The sequence below is a fragment of the Herbiconiux solani NBRC 106740 genome, assembly GCF_001571005.1.
Lineage (GTDB): Bacteria > Actinomycetota > Actinomycetes > Actinomycetales > Microbacteriaceae > Herbiconiux > Herbiconiux solani.
Window position 1 is genome coordinate 267,754 of sequence record NZ_BCST01000007.1, and the last position, 15,787, is coordinate 283,540.

The window sequence follows — 15,787 nt, forward strand, 5'->3', positions numbered from 1 at the left end:
TGGACAATCCGGCCGTCATACCCAGGAGGTACCGTAGAAGCCTATGCCACGTCTCGCCTCCCACACCGACTCCGTTCCACCCTCCGGGATCCGTCGCAGCTTCGAGCTCGCGCACTCCGTCGAGGACGTGATCTACCTCGTCGTGGGCGAGCCCGACGTGAGTGTGGATGCGGCGGTGCTGACCCGCGGAGCCGCCGCCTGGGAGGCCGACGACACCGATTACACGCCGAACGGCGGCATCCCCGAGCTCCGCGAGGCGATCGTGCGCTCGGTGGCCGAGCGGAACGGCATCCCGACCGAGACCGAGCGCGTCTGGATCACGAACGGCGCGACCCAGGCCCTCTACCTCGCGATGTCGCTGCTGCTGGATCCGGGAGACGAGGTGCTCGTCCCCGACCCCGGTTACACGACCTTCACGATGAACGCGCACCTGCTCGCTGCCACCCCCGTGCCCTACCCGCTGCGACCCGAGAACGCCTTCGAGCCGGATCTCGCCGAGCTCGAGCGGCTGATCACCGACCGCACGCGCGTGCTGATCGTCAACTCGCCCTCGAACCCGCTCGGCGCGGTGTTCGGCGAGGCCACGCTGCGGGCGCTCCTCGCCTTCGCGGTCGAGCACGACCTGTGGATCCTGAGCGACGAGGTCTACGAGCGCTTCAGCTACGGCACGCCCCACCTGAGCATCGCGGGGCTCGACCCCGCGGCGGCCGACCGGGTGCTCACGGTCTTCTCGGCATCCAAGACCTACGCCCTTACGGGCGCGCGGGTCGGCTGGCTGCTGACGCCTCCCGGGTTCGCCCCGCTGATGAGGTCGGCGCAGGAGGCGATGATCAGCTGCGTCAACACCCCCGCCCAGCGCGCGGTCGTCACGGCGCTCGAGGGCTCCCAGGAGCATGTCACCGAGGCGGCCGACCACTACCGCAGCAACCTCGCGCACGCGACGGCACTGCTCCGCGAACGCGGCATACGCTACCTCGAGCCGACTGGCGCCTTCTACCTCTGGGTGGATGTCTCGCACGCGAGCGGCGGCGACGTCGCGGAGTGGGCCGAGCGCTTCCTGCTCGAGGAGCGGGTTGCCGTGGCGCCGGGGAGCGCCTTCGGGCGGATGGGGGAGGGCTGGATCCGCCTCTGCGTCGCCGCCGGCCTCGACGACCTGCTCGAAGGCATCCGCCGCCTGCCCGCGCCGGCCGACGCCACCGCCGCCCCGGCCGGGCAGGCGTCCAGCCCGGCCGACCCGGCGACGGATGCCGTAGCACCGCGCGCCGCCGCACCCACCCGCCCCGCCGAGATCACGATCCGCCTGATCCGCCCCGACGAGTACGACGCGGTGTCGCGCCAGCGCTACGGCGCCTACGCCCACGACTTCGACATCGAAGGGCCCTACGGCGAGCAGGTCGCCGCGGTCGCCGAGCACGCCACGACCGCCGAGGTCTGGGTCGCGGTCGACGAGCCGAGCGGCCACCTGCTCGGCTCGGTGACGCTGCCGCGCGACGGCGGCGCGCTCACGACGCTGGCCCATGAGGGCGAGCTCGAGTTCCGGCTGCTCGCCGTCGACCCCGCAGCCCGAGGGCGAGGCGTCGGCCGCCTGCTCACCGAGTTCGTGCTGGCCGAGGCGCGCCGCCGCGGAGCCCACCGGGTCGTGATGAACAGCGGCACCGAGATGATCGTCGCCCACCGCCTCTACGAGTCGCTCGGCTTCACCCGCATGCCCGACCGCGAGAACCCGCCTGGCATCGAGCCCACCCGCGCCTACGGCCTCGACCTCACCGACGAGCCCGAGCAGCAGCACGCCGCCGCCACCGCCGACTCCGAGCCGCGCCCGACCCCCACCCCCCGCCCATGAAGATCGCCGTCATCGGAACCGGCGCGATCGGCGGCACCGTCGCCGCCCTCGCCGACCGCGCCGGCCACGACGTCTCGGTCACCGCCCGGGGCGCCCAGCTCGACGCCCTCCGCGACACCGGGCTGCACCTCACGGGGCAGTGGGGCGACCACCTGGCCCGGCCCCATGCATCCGCTCAGCTCGACGAGAAGCCCGAGCTCGCAGTGCTCGCCGTCAAAGCCCAGGATGCGGGCTCTGCGCTCGACGAGAACGCCGGATTCCTCGACGGTGTGCCCCTCGTCGTCGTGCAGAACGGCCTCGGAGGGGCCGAGGCCGCCGCGGCCCGCCTCCCCGGCACTCCCGTCATCGGTGCGCTCGCCCTCTACGCCGCCTCCTACCTCTCGCCCGGCGAGGTCGAGATCACGACCGCGGCCACGACCTACCTCGGACGTCTGGCCGACACCCCGGACGACGACTTCGCGACCGCCGTGGAGACCTTCGCCTCGTTCATGCCCACCGAGACGACCGTCAACTTCACGGGCGCGCAGTGGACGAAGCTGATCGTCAACCAGATCAACGCCCTCCCGGCGATCACCGGGCTCTCGGTGCAGCGGTCGATCACCGACCCGCGCCTGCGCCGCGTGCTCACGGCGAGCATGCGCGAGGCGGTCATGGTCGCCCGGGCGTCGGGGGTGCGCTTCGAGCCGCTGCTCGGCCTGAGCGACGGGCTGCTGCTCGCGTTCGAGTGGGCACCGCCCCGCCTGGCACGGCTGCTTCCGGGGGCGATGGCGAAGCGGATGGGGTCGACCCCGAACCCGGGATCGACCCTGCAGAGCATCCGTCGCGGCCAGCTGACCGAGATCGACCACCTGAACGGTGCCGTCGTCGAGGCGGCCGCCCGCGTCAAGGTCACCGCCCCGCTGAACGCGGCACTCGTCGCCCTGGTGCACCGCGTCGAGCGCGAGGGTGCGTTCATCCCGCCGTCGGTCGTCGTGCGTCAGCTCTCGCGCCTGCTCGACGCGCGCTAGCCCGTCGGGCCGCTAGCGCATCAACCCGCTACGCCCACGACCGACCGAGTCGTCCCGCCTGCAGGAACACCCGCAGGCGGGACACGACTCGAACCTCAGCCCGCGTACGACCCCGTGCGCAGCTCGTCGACGAGGCTCGGCCCGTTCGGCTCCCAGCCGAGGTCGATCCGCGCCGCCGCGCCCGTCGCCTGCTGATCCAGCAGCAGCGCGTCGCCGAAACCCTCGCCGAGGCGCTCGTGCGCCTGCTCGACCGTGGTCGGTGCGACCCGCCCGTCGAGGCCCGCAGCGGTCGAGGCCGCTTCGCCGAGCTCGCGCACGGTCGGGTTCTGGCCGCTGGCGCCGATGTAGTACGAGCCGGCGGGGGCCAGGTCGTAGGCCAGCAGGTAGAGCTCGGCGAGGTCGTCGACGAACACCGTGGTCCAGTGCTGGTCACCCGAGCCGATCAGCTCGAGGGCCTGGCCCTCAGGAGTGTCGACGCGGGCCGCGCCGGCGATCGCGGTCGGGATGCCGTCGCCGTGTCCGAACACGATGCCGGGGGCGATGATCGTGGTCTTGACGCCCGAGGCGCTCCGCACCCGCGCCTCGACCGGCAGGCGCCAGGAGGTCAGGGCCGGCGGGGAGAAGGGGGTGCGCTCGGTGAGGTCGGCGCCGGAGCCGAAGATCCAGATGCCGCCCGTGTGCACGTAGGGCTTGTCGCTGCCCTCGAGTCCGGCGAAGACCGCCGAGACGAACGCGTCGTCGGTCGGGGCGCTCGACTCGTCGCCGGGGCTCGCGAGATGGATGACGCCGTCGCTGTCCAGCGCGAGAGAAGTGATCAGCTCGCGGTCGGTGAGGGTGCCGAGGACGGCGGTGGCGCCGAGCGCGCGGACCTCCTCGGCCTTGTCTTCGGTGCGCACGAGGGCGACGACGTCGCGGCCCTGGGCGCGGAGTTGACGGAGGACGGCGGAGCCGATGAAACCGGTCGCGCCGGTGAGAAAGATAGCCATACGACGATTCAACAGGTTCGGAGCGCCCGCATTCCAGTGCATGGCAGAATAGGACGTCCGATCGAACCAAGAGGAATGCGTGAGCCCCCTAGCTAAGAAGGCCCTCCAGCCTGCCTCGACCGACCCCGCATTCATCCGCAACTTCTGCATCATCGCGCACATCGACCACGGCAAGTCGACCCTGGCCGACCGGATGCTCGGGATCACGGGTGTGGTCAGCGATCGCGACATGCGCGCCCAGTACCTCGACCGCATGGACATCGAGCGCGAGCGCGGCATCACGATCAAGAGCCAGGCGGTGCGGATGCCGTGGTCGCTCGGTGACGACACCTTCGCCCTCAACATGATCGACACCCCGGGGCACGTCGACTTCTCCTACGAGGTCAGCCGCAGCCTCGCGGCCTGCGAGGGCGCCATCCTCCTGGTCGACGCCGCGCAGGGCATCGAGGCCCAGACCCTCGCGAACCTGTACCTCGCGCTCGAGAACGACCTGACGATCATCCCGGTGCTGAACAAGATCGACCTGCCGGCGGCCGACCCCGACAAGTACGCCAAAGAGCTCGCGAGTCTGATCGGCGGCGACCCCGCCGACGTGCTCCGGGTGAGCGGCAAGACGGGCCTGGGCGTCGAAGAGCTGCTCGACCGCGTGGTCGAGCTCATCCCCGCCCCGGTCGGCGATCCGGATGCGGCGGCCCGCGCCATGATCTTCGACTCGGTCTACGACGCCTACCGCGGCGTGGTCACCTACGTCCGCATGATCGACGGCCACCTCAGCCCGCGCGAGCGCATCCAGATGATGTCGACCCGTGCCACCCACGAGATCCTCGAGATCGGGGTGTCGAGCCCCGAGCCGACCCCGTCGAAGGGTCTCGGCGTCGGCGAGGTCGGCTACCTGATCACGGGTGTGAAGGATGTGCGTCAGTCGAAGGTCGGCGACACCGTCACGACGGCCGCGAAGCCGGCGACCGTGGCGCTGCCGGGCTACACCGAGCCGCTCCCGATGGTCTTCTCGGGCCTCTACCCGATCGACGGCAGCGACTACCCGGTGCTCCGCGAGGCGCTCGACAAGCTCAAGCTCAGCGATGCCGCGCTCGTCTACGAGCCCGAGACCTCCGTGGCGCTGGGCTTCGGCTTCCGCTGCGGGTTCCTCGGCCTCCTGCACCTCGAGATCATCACGGAGCGCCTCGAGCGCGAGTTCAACCTCGACCTGATCGCCACGGCCCCGAGCGTCATCTACGAGGTGACGACGGAGGACAAGAAGACAGTCACCGTCACGAACCCCAGCGAGTTCCCCGGCGGCAAGATCGCCAACGTGAAGGAGCCGGTCGTGAACGCGGCCATCCTCGCGCCCAAGGACTACGTGGGCACGATCATGGAGCTCTGCCAGAGCCGTCGCGGCACCCTGCAAGGCATGGACTACCTCGGCGAGGACAGGGTCGAGATCAAGTACACGATGCCGCTCGGCGAGATCGTGTTCGACTTCTTCGACAACCTCAAGTCGAAGACGGCCGGCTACGCGAGCCTCGACTACGAGCCCGCCGGCGAGCAGGAGGCCGACCTGGTGAAGGTCGACATCCTGCTGCAGGGCGAGCAGGTCGACGCGTTCAGCGCGATCGTGCACCGCGACAAGGCCTACGCCTACGGCGTGTTGATGACCGGGCGCCTGCGCGAACTCATCCCGCGCCAGCAGTTCGAGGTGCCGATCCAGGCCGCGATCGGCGCCCGGATCATCGCGCGCGAATCGATCCGCGCGATGCGGAAGGACGTGCTCGCCAAGTGCTACGGCGGTGACATCACCCGCAAGCGCAAGCTGCTCGAGAAGCAGAAGGAGGGCAAGAAGCGGATGAAGATGGTGGGCCGCGTCGAGGTCCCCCAGGAAGCCTTCATCGCCGCCCTCTCCGGTGACACGGAGAAGAAAGAGAAGAAGTAGCCATGGCGCCCACCCTCGCGGGGGCGGCGGCCGCCGAAGCCCCGCTCAGCTACGCGGCCGTCGGGGCGACCAAGGCGGCCGACCTCCTCTACTACCCGCCCAAGGGCTTCCACCCGATGGAGCGCCGCGCGCGCCTCGGCAGCGGCACCGCACGCTTCGAGACCGCCTCGGCGAAGCTCATGGCCTGGGGCGTGCAGCGCGGCTCCGGCATCACGGTCGGCGACATCACCCTTCCGGCTCCCACCGAGACCGACTACGCCGGGCTGGTCTACGACCAGGCGGGCGTGCCGGTCGCCCCCCGCGAGGCGACCCCCGAGCAGGCCTACGGGTCCGACGGCACGCCGCTGGTCTCGCCCGGCACGACCGCGGTGCTCACCGTGCGTGCGCTCGGCGTCCCCGTGAAGGCCCCCGTGCGGGTCGTCTACGTGGTCGACGAGCCGGGCCGACTGGGCTTCGCCTACGGAACGCTGCCCGGGCATCCGGAGTCCGGCGAGGAGCTCTTCCTCGTCGAGCACCTGGCCGACGACTCCGTCTGGATCGTCATCCGCGCCTTCTCCCGCCCGAGCACCTGGTTCTACGCGCTCGGCCTGCCGGTGCTGCGCCTCTTCCAGGCCCGCGCGACCAAGAAGTACCTGCGCTCGCTGATGCCCGCGATGGGGGCGTAGGAGGCCGTGCCCTCCGTTCTTCCCCTCGGCGATCCCGCGCCCTCCGACGGCCTGCTGCCGATCGACGGCGCCCTCCGCTCGGCCGAGCGCGACCTGAGCCTCTACGTGCACGTGCCGTTCTGCCGGGTGCGCTGCGGCTACTGCGACTTCAACACCTACACGGCCACCGAGCTGCGTGGGGTCAAGCAGTCCGACTACGCCTCGCAGGCGGTCGCCGAGATGCGGTTCGCGGGCGGCGTGCTCGCCGCCTCCGGAGTCGCGCCCCGCTCGCTGTCGACCGTGTTCTTCGGCGGCGGCACGCCGACGCTCCTCCCGGCGGCGCAGCTGACGGCCATGCTGGGCGCGGCCCGCGACGAGTGGGGCTTCGCTCCGGATGCCGAGATCACGACCGAGGCCAACCCCGACTCCGTCGACGCCGAGTACCTGCAGGCGCTGGCCGACGCCGGCTTCACCCGGGTGAGCTTCGGCATGCAGTCCGCGGTGCCAAGTGTGCTCGCCACGCTCGAGCGCACGCACGACCCGGCCCGCATCCCGGATGTGGTCGGCTGGGCGAAGGATGCCGGGCTCCAGGTGAGCCTCGACCTCATCTACGGCACCCCGGGCGAGACCCTCGACGACTGGAAGCGCTCGCTCGACACCGCCGTCGCGAACGACCCCGGCCACATCTCGGCCTACGCGCTGATCGTCGAGGACGGCACGAAGCTCGCCCGCCAGATCCGCTCCGGTGCACTCGCCGCCCCCTCGGACGACCTGCAGGCCGACATGTACGAGCTGGCCGATCAGACACTCGGTGCGGCGGGCTACGAGTGGTACGAGGTCAGCAACTGGTCGAAGGATGCGGCGACCCGCTCCCGGCACAACCTCGGCTACTGGGTCGGCAACGACTGGTGGGGGATCGGTCCGGGTTCGCACAGCTACGTCGGCGACACCCGCTGGTGGAACGTGAAGCACCCCGCGGCGTACGCGCAGCGCATCGCGGCGGGGGAGTCGCCCGCCGCCGGCCGCGAGACCATCGACGACCCGACCCGGGAGCTGGAGCGCATCCTGCTGGAGAGCCGCGTGCGCGACCGGTTGCGCATCCGCTCGCTCGCCCCGGAGGCCCGCCGCGAAGTCGCCGGCCTCATCGCCGAGGGCCTCGTCGACGGCCCGGCGGCGGTCCGCGGCACCCTCGACCTCACCCTGCGCGGCCGGCTGATGGCCGACACGGTCGTGCGCCGCCTCACCTGAGGCCCGCAGTCCTGGCTTAACGCCAGAGCGACGGCCGAGGGTTTCCCCTCCCGCCTTCGGTCGCGCTGTGCGCGAAGGCGGCGGGAGGGGAAACCCTCGACCGTCGCTCTTCGACGGTCTCGGTTACCTACTTGATGAACCGGAAGTTGAACGGGTAGCGGTACGTGCCGCCGTTGTTCACCTTCACTCCACCGATGATCGGGAACGCGATCTGCACGGCAAGCAGGGCCAGCCAGAGCAGCGTGCCGATGATGAAGCCGACGATCGGGATGAAGCCCAGGATCACGTTGATGATCGAGTAGGCCACCCAGATGATCGCCATGGTGATCTGGAAGTTCAGGGACTCCTTGCCCTCCTGGTTGGTCAGGGGACCGCGGTCCTTGAAGACCAGCCAGATGATCAGCGGCGGGAGCACGAACAGCACGCCGCCGATGTGCGACCACATGGCCCACTGCTTGTCCTCGGCCTGGGTCAGCGGAGCCGCCCCGGCCGTGGGCTGGTAGCCGGGCTGCTGCTGGTACCCAGGCTGCTGGTAGCCCGGCTGCTGGTAGCCCGGGGGCGGCGCCTGGTACCCGGGCGGAGGAGCCTGGTATCCCGGAGGCGGAGTCGGCTGCCCCTGCTGCGGCGGCGTCGGCTGCCCGGAGGCCGGGTCGTACGGCGGTGTTGCGTTGGGGTCGGTCATTGTCTCGCGCCTTTCAGACGTTGGGCGTTCTTACAGGTGGCAGGATAGCGCCCGGCGTGATGGGGCGGCAATCATCTCCCCAGGGTGTTCGGAACCCGCCCGCCCCGATCAGAGATATAATTGGCACTCAGGCTGCGTGAGTGCCAATGCGCAGCCCTCGGCTCGGAAGGAGGGTGCGTCCTATGGTCTCGGACCGCAGTCTCGAAGTGCTGAGGGTGATCGTGCAGGACTACGTGGCCTCCCGCGAGCCCGTCGGCTCGAAGAGCATCGCCGAACGCCACTCCTTCGGCGTCTCCGCCGCCACCATCCGCAACGACATGGCGCTGCTGGAGGAGGAGGAGCTGATCACCGCTCCGCACACCTCCTCGGGCCGGGTGCCGACCGACAAGGGCTACCGCCTTTTCGTCGACCACCTCTCCGACCTCCGGCCGCTCTCCTCAGCGCAGCGTCACGCGATCGAGACCTTCCTCGGCTCCTCGGTCGACGTCGACGACGTGCTGGCACGCACCGTGCGGCTGCTCTCGCAGCTGACCCGGCAGGTCGCGCTGGTGCAGTACCCGCTGCGCTCGCAGGCGAAGGTGCGGCACGTCGAACTGGTCGCGCTCGCGCCGCGGAAGCTCCTGACCGTGATCATCACCGACAACGGCCACGTCGAGCAGCGCGTCGTCGACGTGCCCTCCGATCTCGACGACAAGCTGATCAGCGACCTGCGCCAGCGCTTCAACGAGGCGGTCTCCGGTCTCGGGCTGCTCGAGGCGGCCACCGCGCTCGAGGGTGTCGCCGACCGTTTCCCGGCCGAGTCGGCTCCGGTGGCCTCCGCGGTCGCGGCGACCCTGCACGAGCAGGTCACGGCGAACCGGCAAGAGAAACTGCTGATCGCGGGCGCGGCCAACCTGGTCCGCACCGAGGACGACTTCCACGGCAGCATCCTCCCCGTGCTCGAAGCGGTCGAGGAGCAGGTCGTGCTGCTCCGGCTGTTCAGCGAGATGGAGGCCGACCAGCGCGGCGTCACCGTCTCGATCGGCCGCGAGAACGAATCCTTCGGCCTCGGCGAGACCTCAATCCTCGCCAGCGGGTACACGGGTGTCGGCAGCGCCGTCTCCCGCTTGGGCGTGCTCGGCCCGACCCGGATGGACTACTCCAGCAACATCTCAGCGGTCCGCGCCGTCGCGCGGTACCTCTCCCGCTCTCTCGGGGAATCGGGCAGCGCGGTCTGAGGCCCGAGCCGACGACCGCACCGCTCCGACCCACCCGAACCACGAACGATCGAATGAACTCGAACTCGAACGAAGGAGAAGCCCAGCGTGGCTGACCATTACGACGTGCTCGGTGTCTCCCGCGAGGCGACCCCCGAGGAGATCAAGAAGGCCTACCGGCGCCTGGCGCGCGAACTGCACCCCGACGTCAACCCCAGCCCGGATGCGCAGGAGAAGTTCAAGCAGGTCACGCACGCCTACGACGTGCTGAGCGATCCCGGGCAGCGCCGCGACTACGACCGCGGCCCGCAGCAGGGCTTCGGCGGTGCCGCCGGCGGGTTCGGCGGCTTCGGCGACATCTTCGAGACCTTCTTCGGCGGGCAGGGCGGCGGCCAGCGCGGCCCCAAGTCCCGCGCCGAGCGGGGTCAGGATGCGCTGCTCCGAGTCGAGATCGACCTCGGCGAGGTCATCTTCGGCGCCCACCGCGACCTCGAGGTCGACACGGCCGTGCTCTGCGAGACCTGCAACGGTTCGTGCTGCCAGCCCGGCACCTCGCCCGTGACCTGCGACATCTGCCACGGCAGCGGATCGATCCAGCGCACCGTGCGGTCGCTGCTCGGCAATGTCGTGACCAGCGCCCCCTGCGGCACCTGCCGCGGCTACGGCACCGTCATCCCGAACCCGTGCCCCACCTGCCAGGGCCAGGGCCGCGTCCGCGCCCGCCGCACCATCCCGGTCGACATCCCCGCCGGCGTCGACACCGGCCTCCGTCTCCAGCTGCCCGGTCAGGGTGAGGTCGGCCCCGCCGGCGGCCCCCAGGGCGACGTCTACCTCGAGATGAAGGTGCGCCACCACGACATCTTCTCCCGCAACGAAGACGACCTGCTCTGCACCCTCGAGGTGCAGATGTGGGATGCGGTGCTCGGCACCACGACCACGATCAAGGCCCTCGACGGCGACATCGAGCTCGAGCTGAAGCCCGGCACCCAGAGCGCCGAGGTGCTCACGGTCAAGGGTCGCGGCATCACGCACCTGCGGGGCAACGGCCGCGGCGACCTGCGGGTCGGCATCCAGGTGGTCACGCCCACCAAGCTCGACCACAAGCAGAAGGAACTGATGAAGCAGCTCGCGGGGGCGCACAAGTACCCGGCCCCTTCGCTCGGTCAGTTCCAGCAGGGCCTGTTCGCGAAGCTCCGCGACCGGTTCCTCAACGTCTGAGCCCCGGGTGAGCTCCCTCTTCCTCCGTGACGACCTCGCTGTCGTCCCGCACGACGTCGGCGACGTGGTGGCTCTCGACGGCGACGAGGCGCGCCACGCGGCGACGGTGAACCGGATGCGCGTCGGCGAGCACACCGCGATCGGCGACGGCCGCGGCCTCGTCGTGCGCGGGATCGTGGTGAAGGCCGAGGCGCGCGAACTCGAGCTGCTCGTGGACGCCGTCGACGTGCATCCCGAACCCGCGCCCCTGATCACGCTCGTGCAGGCCCTCGCGAAGGGCGACCGCGACGAGCTCGCCATCCAGGCCGCCACCGAGCTCGGGGTCGGCGCCGTCGTGCCGTGGCAGGCCGAGCGCTCGGTCTCGCGGTGGACGGGCCCCAAGGAGCAGAAGGGCGTCGAGCGCTGGCGGAGCATCGTGCGTGAGGCGGCCAAGCAGTCGATCCGGCCCTTCGTCCCGGTCGTCGGCGACCTCGAATCGACCAAGGAGCTCGCCGAGCGGGTGACGGGGGTGCGGATGCTCGTGCTCGAGCCGAGCGCCGAGACGCGGCTCACGGAGGTCGACGTCGCGGGCGCCTACGGCGACGACTCGCGGCCGATCGTGCTGGTCGTCGGTCCCGAAGGCGGCATCTCGCCGCGCGAGCTCGAGCTGCTGACCGAGGCGGGTGCCGAGACGGTGCGCCTCGGCCCGGAGGTGCTCCGCACCTCGACCGCGGGGCCGGCCGCCCTCGCCGTGCTGAACGTGCTGCTCGAACGCTGGTAGCGAACCGGCGGATCCCCGGGCGTCCAGCCCCTTCGAACGTCGGTGGCGAAAAGTAAGATGGAGTCATGTCTCACGAATCCCCGGCGCCCTCGATCTTCAGCAGGATCGTCGCGCGCGAGATCCCGGCGACCATCCTGCGAGAGAACGACCGCCTGATCGCGTTCGAAGACGTCGCACCGAAGGCGCCGGTGCACGTACTGGTCGTTCCGAAGACCGAGCAGTACCGCGACGTGGTCGAACTGGCCGCGGGCGACCCCGAACTCCTCGCGGAGCTCGTCGCCACAGCGAAGTCCCTCGCCGAGGAGCTCGCTGACGGAGACTTCCGCCTCATCTTCAACACCGGAGAGAACTCCGGGCAGACCGTCTTCCACGTGCACGCCCACGTGCTCGCGGGCGGTCTGAAGGAATAGCACTTGGCATCCTCTGAACCCACCTCCCCCCTGTCCTCCTCATCGAACGAGGGCGTCCAGCCGACCGGCGAGGCGCGACTGCACATCGACGGCATCGAGATGGTGCGCCTGCTCGGTCCTCAGGACCGGCTGCTCACCACGGTCGAGAAGCAGTTCCCGCTCGTCACCGTGCTCGTCCGCGGCAACGACATCACCCTCACCGGTGATCCCGATCAGGTCGACGCCGCGCGCCGCCTGGTCGAAGAGCTGCTGCTGATGGTGCGCGACGGCCGCGACCTCACCCAGACCGAGGTCGCCACCTCGGCGCGCATCCTCGAGAACGACCGCAGCACGAGCCCGGCCGAGCTCCTCAGCCAGGCCATCGTCACCGCCCGCGGCAAGAGCGTGCGCCCCAAGACGCTCGGCCAGAAAGACTACGTCGACGCGATCGACGAGAACACGATCGTCTTCGGCATCGGCCCGGCCGGTACCGGCAAGACCTACCTCGCCATGGCGAAGGCCGTGCAGGCCCTGCAGCGCAAGGAGGTCGAGCGGATCATCCTGACCCGTCCGGCCGTCGAGGCGGGGGAGCGGCTGGGCTACCTCCCCGGCACCCTCACCGACAAGATCGACCCCTATCTCCGGCCGCTCTACGACGCGCTCAACGAGATGATGGACCCCGAGATCGTGCCCAAGCTCCTCGCGGCCGGCACGATCGAGGTCGCGCCGCTCGCGTACATGCGCGGTCGCACGCTGAACAACTCGTTCATCGTGCTCGACGAGGCGCAGAACACCACGCCCGAGCAGATGAAGATGTTCCTCACCCGCCTGGGCTTCGGGTCGAAGATGGTGGTCACCGGCGACATCACGCAGGTCGACCTGCCGACGGGCACGAGCGGTCTGCAGGTCGTGTCGCGCATCCTCGACCGGCTCGACGACATCCACTTCGCCACCCTCACCAGCGCCGACGTCGTCCGGCACACCCTGGTGGGCCTGATCGTCGACGCGTACACGAAGTACGACCAGGTGCAGATGGCGCAGAAGCAGAACCCCGGGTACCGGGGCGACGACACCACGAGCGATCGCGATCGCCGCTACAACAGGAGCAAACGATGAACAGGACGATCGCGTGAGCATCGAAGTGAACAACGAGTCGTCCATCCCGGTGGACGAGACGGCTCTGCTGCGGCTCGCGAGCTACGCGCTCGACCAGCTGCACGTGCATCCGGATGCGGAGCTCGCGATCGTGCTGGTCGACGAGGCCGCCATGGAGCAGCTCCACGTGCAGTGGATGGACGAGCCCGGCCCGACCGACGTGTTGAGCTTCCCGATGGACGAGCTGCGGCCCGGTACCGAGGACGCGCCGACCCCGGCCGGCCTCCTCGGCGACGTCGTGCTCTGCCCGCAGGTCGCGGAGGCCCAGGCGCAGACCGCCGGGCACTCGACGCTCGAAGAGCTGCTGCTCCTCACGACCCACGGCATCCTGCACCTGCTCGGCTTCGACCACGCCGAGCCCGACGAGGAGCGCGAGATGTTCGGTCTGCAGCGCGACATCCTCGTGGGCTTCGCGATGGATGAGCGCCGCCGCAGATGACGTTCGTCCTCTTCCTCCTCGTGGCGGTCGTGCTGGTCGCCCTCGGCGGCCTGTTCGCGGCCGTCGACTCGGCGATGGTCTCGTTGTCGCGCAGCGACATCCTCGAGCTCGCCGAGCACGCGAGGGCGAAGAAGTCGCTCCGGGCGATCGCGCAGGATCTCGGGGCGCACCTGAACGCCGCCAACTTCGCGCGCGTGGTGTTCGAGACGACCGCGGCCGTGCTCGTCACGATCACCTTCGCCTCCTGGATCGGCGAGCTCTGGATCGCGCTGCTGGTCTCGGCGGTCGTCATGACGGCCGCGAGCTTCGTGCTCGTGGGCTCGAGCCCGCGCAGCGTCGGGCGGGTGCACGCCCGGCCGGTGCTCCGGTACAGCGCGGTCGCGGTGCACCTGGTGCGCGTCGTGCTGGGGCCGGTGGCGAACATCCTGGTCGCGATCGGCAACCGGGTCACGCCCGGAAGGCCGCGCTCGGGCGCCTTCTCGTCGGAGGAGCAGCTGCTCAGCATGGTCGACGAGGCCACCGAGCTCGACGTGCTCGAAGAAGACGACCGCGAGCTCATCCACTCGATCCTCGAGTTCAACGACACCGTGGTGCGCGAGGTGATGATCCCGCGCACCGACATGGTGACGATCGGCGACGACGAGACCGTGGGGCACGGGCTCGGCCTCTTCCTCAGCAAGGGCGTCTCGCGCATCCCGATCGTGGTCGACGACAACGTCGACGAGATCTCGGGCGTGCTCTACCTGCGTGATGCGGCCCGCCTGAGCTACGAGCGGCCCGCGACGCTCGACACGATGCCGGTGAGCGCGCTCGCGCGGACGCCGCTGTTCATCCCCGAGTCGAAGAAGGTCGACGACACGCTCCGCCAGATGCAGCTGGAGTCGAACCACCTCGCGATGGTCGTCGACGAATACGGCGGCATCGCCGGGCTCGTGACCCTCGAAGACCTGATCGAAGAGCTCGTCGGAGACATCTCGGACGAGTACGACCGCGACGTCGTCGAGGTCGAGCCCCAGGGCGACGGCGCCTACCGCGTCAGCGCGCGCCTGCCGGTCGACGAGCTCGGCGAGCTGTTCGACCTCGAGCTCGACGACGACGACGTCGACTCCGTCGGAGGCCTGCTCTCCAAGTCGCTCGGCCGCCTGCCGGTCGAGGGTTCGGTCGCCCGCGTCTCGGGCCTCGAGCTCACGGCCGATAGGGTCGACGGGCGGCGCAAGCGCGTCGTCACCGTGCTCGTGCGGCGCGATCCGGATGCTGTGCTCGAGTCGAGCGACACCGGTTCCCTCAGGATCATCGGCACCAAGGAGAAGGCATGACCGACAACGACCAGCCCGGCATCGAGGCTGCGGGCGTCGAGCCCTCGGGCGTCGACCCGGACGACTTCCGGGCGGGCTTCGTGACCTTCGTCGGCCGGCCGAACGTCGGCAAGTCCACGCTCACCAACGCCCTCGTCGGCGAGAAGGTGGCGATCACGAGCTCGAAGCCGCAGACCACGCGGCAGACCATCCGCGGCATCGTGCACGAGGAGGCCGGCCAGGTCATCGTCGTCGACACCCCCGGCATGCACCGCCCGCGCACCCTGCTCGGCGAGCGGCTGAACTCCCTCGTGCAGTCCACGCTCGGCGACGTCGACGTGATCGGCTTCTGCCTGCCCGCGAACGAGAAGCTCGGCCCGGGCGACCGTTACATCAACGACCAGCTCGACCAGTACCCGGGCGCGAAGAAGATCGCGATCGTCACCAAGATCGACTCGGCGTCGAAGCAGCAGGTCGGCGAGCAGCTGCTCGCGGTCTCCGAACTGCGCGACTGGGAGACCGTGATCCCGGTCTCGGCGACCAGCAGCATCCAGCTCGACGTGCTGATCAGCGAGCTCATCCGCCTGCTGCCGCGCTCGGAGCGGCTGTACCCCGACGACCAGTTCACCGACGAGGGCCTTGAGTCGCGCATCTCGGAGCTCATCCGCGAGGCCGCGCTCGAGGGCGTGCGCGACGAGCTCCCGCACTCGATCGCCGTGACGATCGACGACATGACCGAGCGGGAGGATCGCGACCTGGTCGAGATCTACGCGAACCTCTTCGTCGAGCGCGACAGCCAGAAGGGCATCATCCTCGGCCCGAAGGGCTCCCGGCTGGGCGAGGTGGGCTCGCGGGCGCGGGCGCAGATCGAGCCGCTGCTCGGCCGCCAGGTCTACCTCAACATCCGGGTCAAGGTGGCGAAGGACTGGCAGCGCGACCCCAAGCTGCTCGGGCGGCTCGGCTTCTGAGCCGGCTTCCGAGAACCCGGCAGGCCA

The 15,787-nt window shown here is 70.2% G+C and carries 15 protein-coding genes; 13 read left to right on the plus strand and 2 right to left on the minus strand.

What is annotated here, in order from left to right; genetic code table 11:
• Positions 1-43 precede the first annotated feature (43 nt).
• Positions 44-1,843: an aminotransferase class I/II-fold pyridoxal phosphate-dependent enzyme gene (locus HSO01S_RS19690; protein WP_169799992.1), complete on the plus strand. Its 1,800-nt coding sequence runs from the start codon at positions 44-46 to the stop codon at positions 1,841-1,843.
• Entirely contained in the window at positions 1,840-2,850 is a 1,011-nt protein-coding gene (locus HSO01S_RS14650; RefSeq protein ID WP_066042892.1) for a ketopantoate reductase family protein, read from the plus strand. Before HSO01S_RS19690 ends, HSO01S_RS14650 begins: the two co-directional genes overlap by 4 nt.
• 95 nt (positions 2,851-2,945) lie before the next feature.
• Here the strand turns inward: HSO01S_RS14650 and HSO01S_RS14655 are convergent, their stop codons facing one another.
• Positions 2,946-3,836, minus strand: a complete 891-nt coding sequence (locus HSO01S_RS14655; RefSeq protein ID WP_066042896.1) for an NAD-dependent epimerase/dehydratase family protein — start codon at positions 3,834-3,836, stop codon at positions 2,946-2,948.
• 79 nt (positions 3,837-3,915) lie between these two features.
• Here HSO01S_RS14655 and lepA point away from each other — a divergent pair, with 79 nt between their 5' ends.
• The 3 genes from lepA to hemW are packed head-to-tail and all read left to right on the plus strand — an operon-like array spanning position 3,916 to position 7,658.
• Entirely contained in the window at positions 3,916-5,766 is a 1,851-nt protein-coding gene (gene lepA, locus HSO01S_RS14660; protein WP_066042899.1) for a translation elongation factor 4, read from the plus strand.
• Between the two features lie 2 nt (positions 5,767-5,768).
• Positions 5,769-6,431: a DUF1990 domain-containing protein gene (locus tag HSO01S_RS14665; RefSeq protein WP_066042902.1), complete on the plus strand. Its 663-nt coding sequence runs from the start codon at positions 5,769-5,771 to the stop codon at positions 6,429-6,431.
• A 6-nt stretch (positions 6,432-6,437) separates the two neighbouring features.
• Positions 6,438-7,658: a radical SAM family heme chaperone HemW gene (hemW, locus tag HSO01S_RS14670; RefSeq protein ID WP_066042904.1), complete on the plus strand. Its 1,221-nt coding sequence runs from the start codon at positions 6,438-6,440 to the stop codon at positions 7,656-7,658.
• A 127-nt stretch (positions 7,659-7,785) separates the two neighbouring features.
• Here hemW and HSO01S_RS14675 read toward each other — a convergent pair whose 3' ends face one another.
• Positions 7,786-8,340: a DUF4870 domain-containing protein gene (locus HSO01S_RS14675; protein ID WP_066042906.1), complete on the minus strand. Its 555-nt coding sequence runs from the start codon at positions 8,338-8,340 to the stop codon at positions 7,786-7,788.
• A 182-nt stretch (positions 8,341-8,522) separates the two neighbouring features.
• Between HSO01S_RS14675 and hrcA the strand changes: the two genes are divergently transcribed.
• The 8 genes from hrcA (at position 8,523) to era (ending at position 15,760) form a co-directional block, all read left to right on the plus strand.
• A complete protein-coding gene (gene hrcA, locus HSO01S_RS14680; protein ID WP_066042908.1) occupies positions 8,523-9,557 on the plus strand; it encodes a heat-inducible transcriptional repressor HrcA in 1,035 nt (344 codons plus the stop codon).
• 87 nt (positions 9,558-9,644) lie between these two features.
• Positions 9,645-10,754 (plus strand): molecular chaperone DnaJ, encoded by a 1,110-nt coding sequence (gene dnaJ, locus HSO01S_RS14685; RefSeq protein ID WP_066042910.1) that lies wholly within the window; start codon positions 9,645-9,647, stop codon positions 10,752-10,754.
• 7 nt (positions 10,755-10,761) lie between these two features.
• Positions 10,762-11,514: a 16S rRNA (uracil(1498)-N(3))-methyltransferase gene (locus HSO01S_RS14690; protein WP_066042912.1), complete on the plus strand. Its 753-nt coding sequence runs from the start codon at positions 10,762-10,764 to the stop codon at positions 11,512-11,514.
• 65 nt (positions 11,515-11,579) lie between these two features.
• Positions 11,580-11,924 (plus strand): histidine triad nucleotide-binding protein, encoded by a 345-nt coding sequence (locus tag HSO01S_RS14695; RefSeq protein ID WP_066042914.1) that lies wholly within the window; start codon positions 11,580-11,582, stop codon positions 11,922-11,924.
• 99 nt (positions 11,925-12,023) lie between these two features.
• A complete protein-coding gene (locus tag HSO01S_RS14700) occupies positions 12,024-13,019 on the plus strand; it encodes a PhoH family protein (RefSeq protein ID WP_084361718.1) in 996 nt (331 codons plus the stop codon).
• A gap of 13 nt (positions 13,020-13,032) precedes the next feature.
• Positions 13,033-13,497 (plus strand): rRNA maturation RNase YbeY, encoded by a 465-nt coding sequence (gene ybeY, locus HSO01S_RS14705; RefSeq protein WP_066042916.1) that lies wholly within the window; start codon positions 13,033-13,035, stop codon positions 13,495-13,497.
• Entirely contained in the window at positions 13,494-14,813 is a 1,320-nt protein-coding gene (locus tag HSO01S_RS14710; RefSeq protein ID WP_066042918.1) for a hemolysin family protein, read from the plus strand. The genes ybeY and HSO01S_RS14710 overlap by 4 nt, the downstream gene beginning before the upstream one ends.
• Positions 14,810-15,760: a GTPase Era gene (era, locus tag HSO01S_RS14715; RefSeq protein WP_084361703.1), complete on the plus strand. Its 951-nt coding sequence runs from the start codon at positions 14,810-14,812 to the stop codon at positions 15,758-15,760. The genes HSO01S_RS14710 and era overlap by 4 nt, the downstream gene beginning before the upstream one ends.
• Positions 15,761-15,787: the final 27 nt, after the last annotated feature.

Coding starts and splice junctions, on each gene's coding strand:
- HSO01S_RS19690 (WP_169799992.1), top strand. CDS start 44: ATGCCACGTCTCGCCTCCCACACCGACTCCGTTCCACCCTCCGGGATC.
- HSO01S_RS14650 (WP_066042892.1), top strand. CDS start 1,840: ATGAAGATCGCCGTCATCGGAACCGGCGCGATCGGCGGCACCGTCGCC.
- HSO01S_RS14655 (WP_066042896.1), bottom strand. CDS start 3,836: ATGGCTATCTTTCTCACCGGCGCGACCGGTTTCATCGGCTCCGCCGTC.
- HSO01S_RS14665 (WP_066042902.1), top strand. CDS start 5,769: ATGGCGCCCACCCTCGCGGGGGCGGCGGCCGCCGAAGCCCCGCTCAGC.
- HSO01S_RS14675 (WP_066042906.1), bottom strand. CDS start 8,340: ATGACCGACCCCAACGCAACACCGCCGTACGACCCGGCCTCCGGGCAG.
- hrcA (WP_066042908.1), top strand. CDS start 8,523: ATGGTCTCGGACCGCAGTCTCGAAGTGCTGAGGGTGATCGTGCAGGAC.
- HSO01S_RS14695 (WP_066042914.1), top strand. CDS start 11,580: ATGTCTCACGAATCCCCGGCGCCCTCGATCTTCAGCAGGATCGTCGCG.
- HSO01S_RS14700 (WP_084361718.1), top strand. CDS start 12,024: ATGGTGCGCCTGCTCGGTCCTCAGGACCGGCTGCTCACCACGGTCGAG.
- HSO01S_RS14710 (WP_066042918.1), top strand. CDS start 13,494: ATGACGTTCGTCCTCTTCCTCCTCGTGGCGGTCGTGCTGGTCGCCCTC.
- era (WP_084361703.1), top strand. CDS start 14,810: ATGACCGACAACGACCAGCCCGGCATCGAGGCTGCGGGCGTCGAGCCC.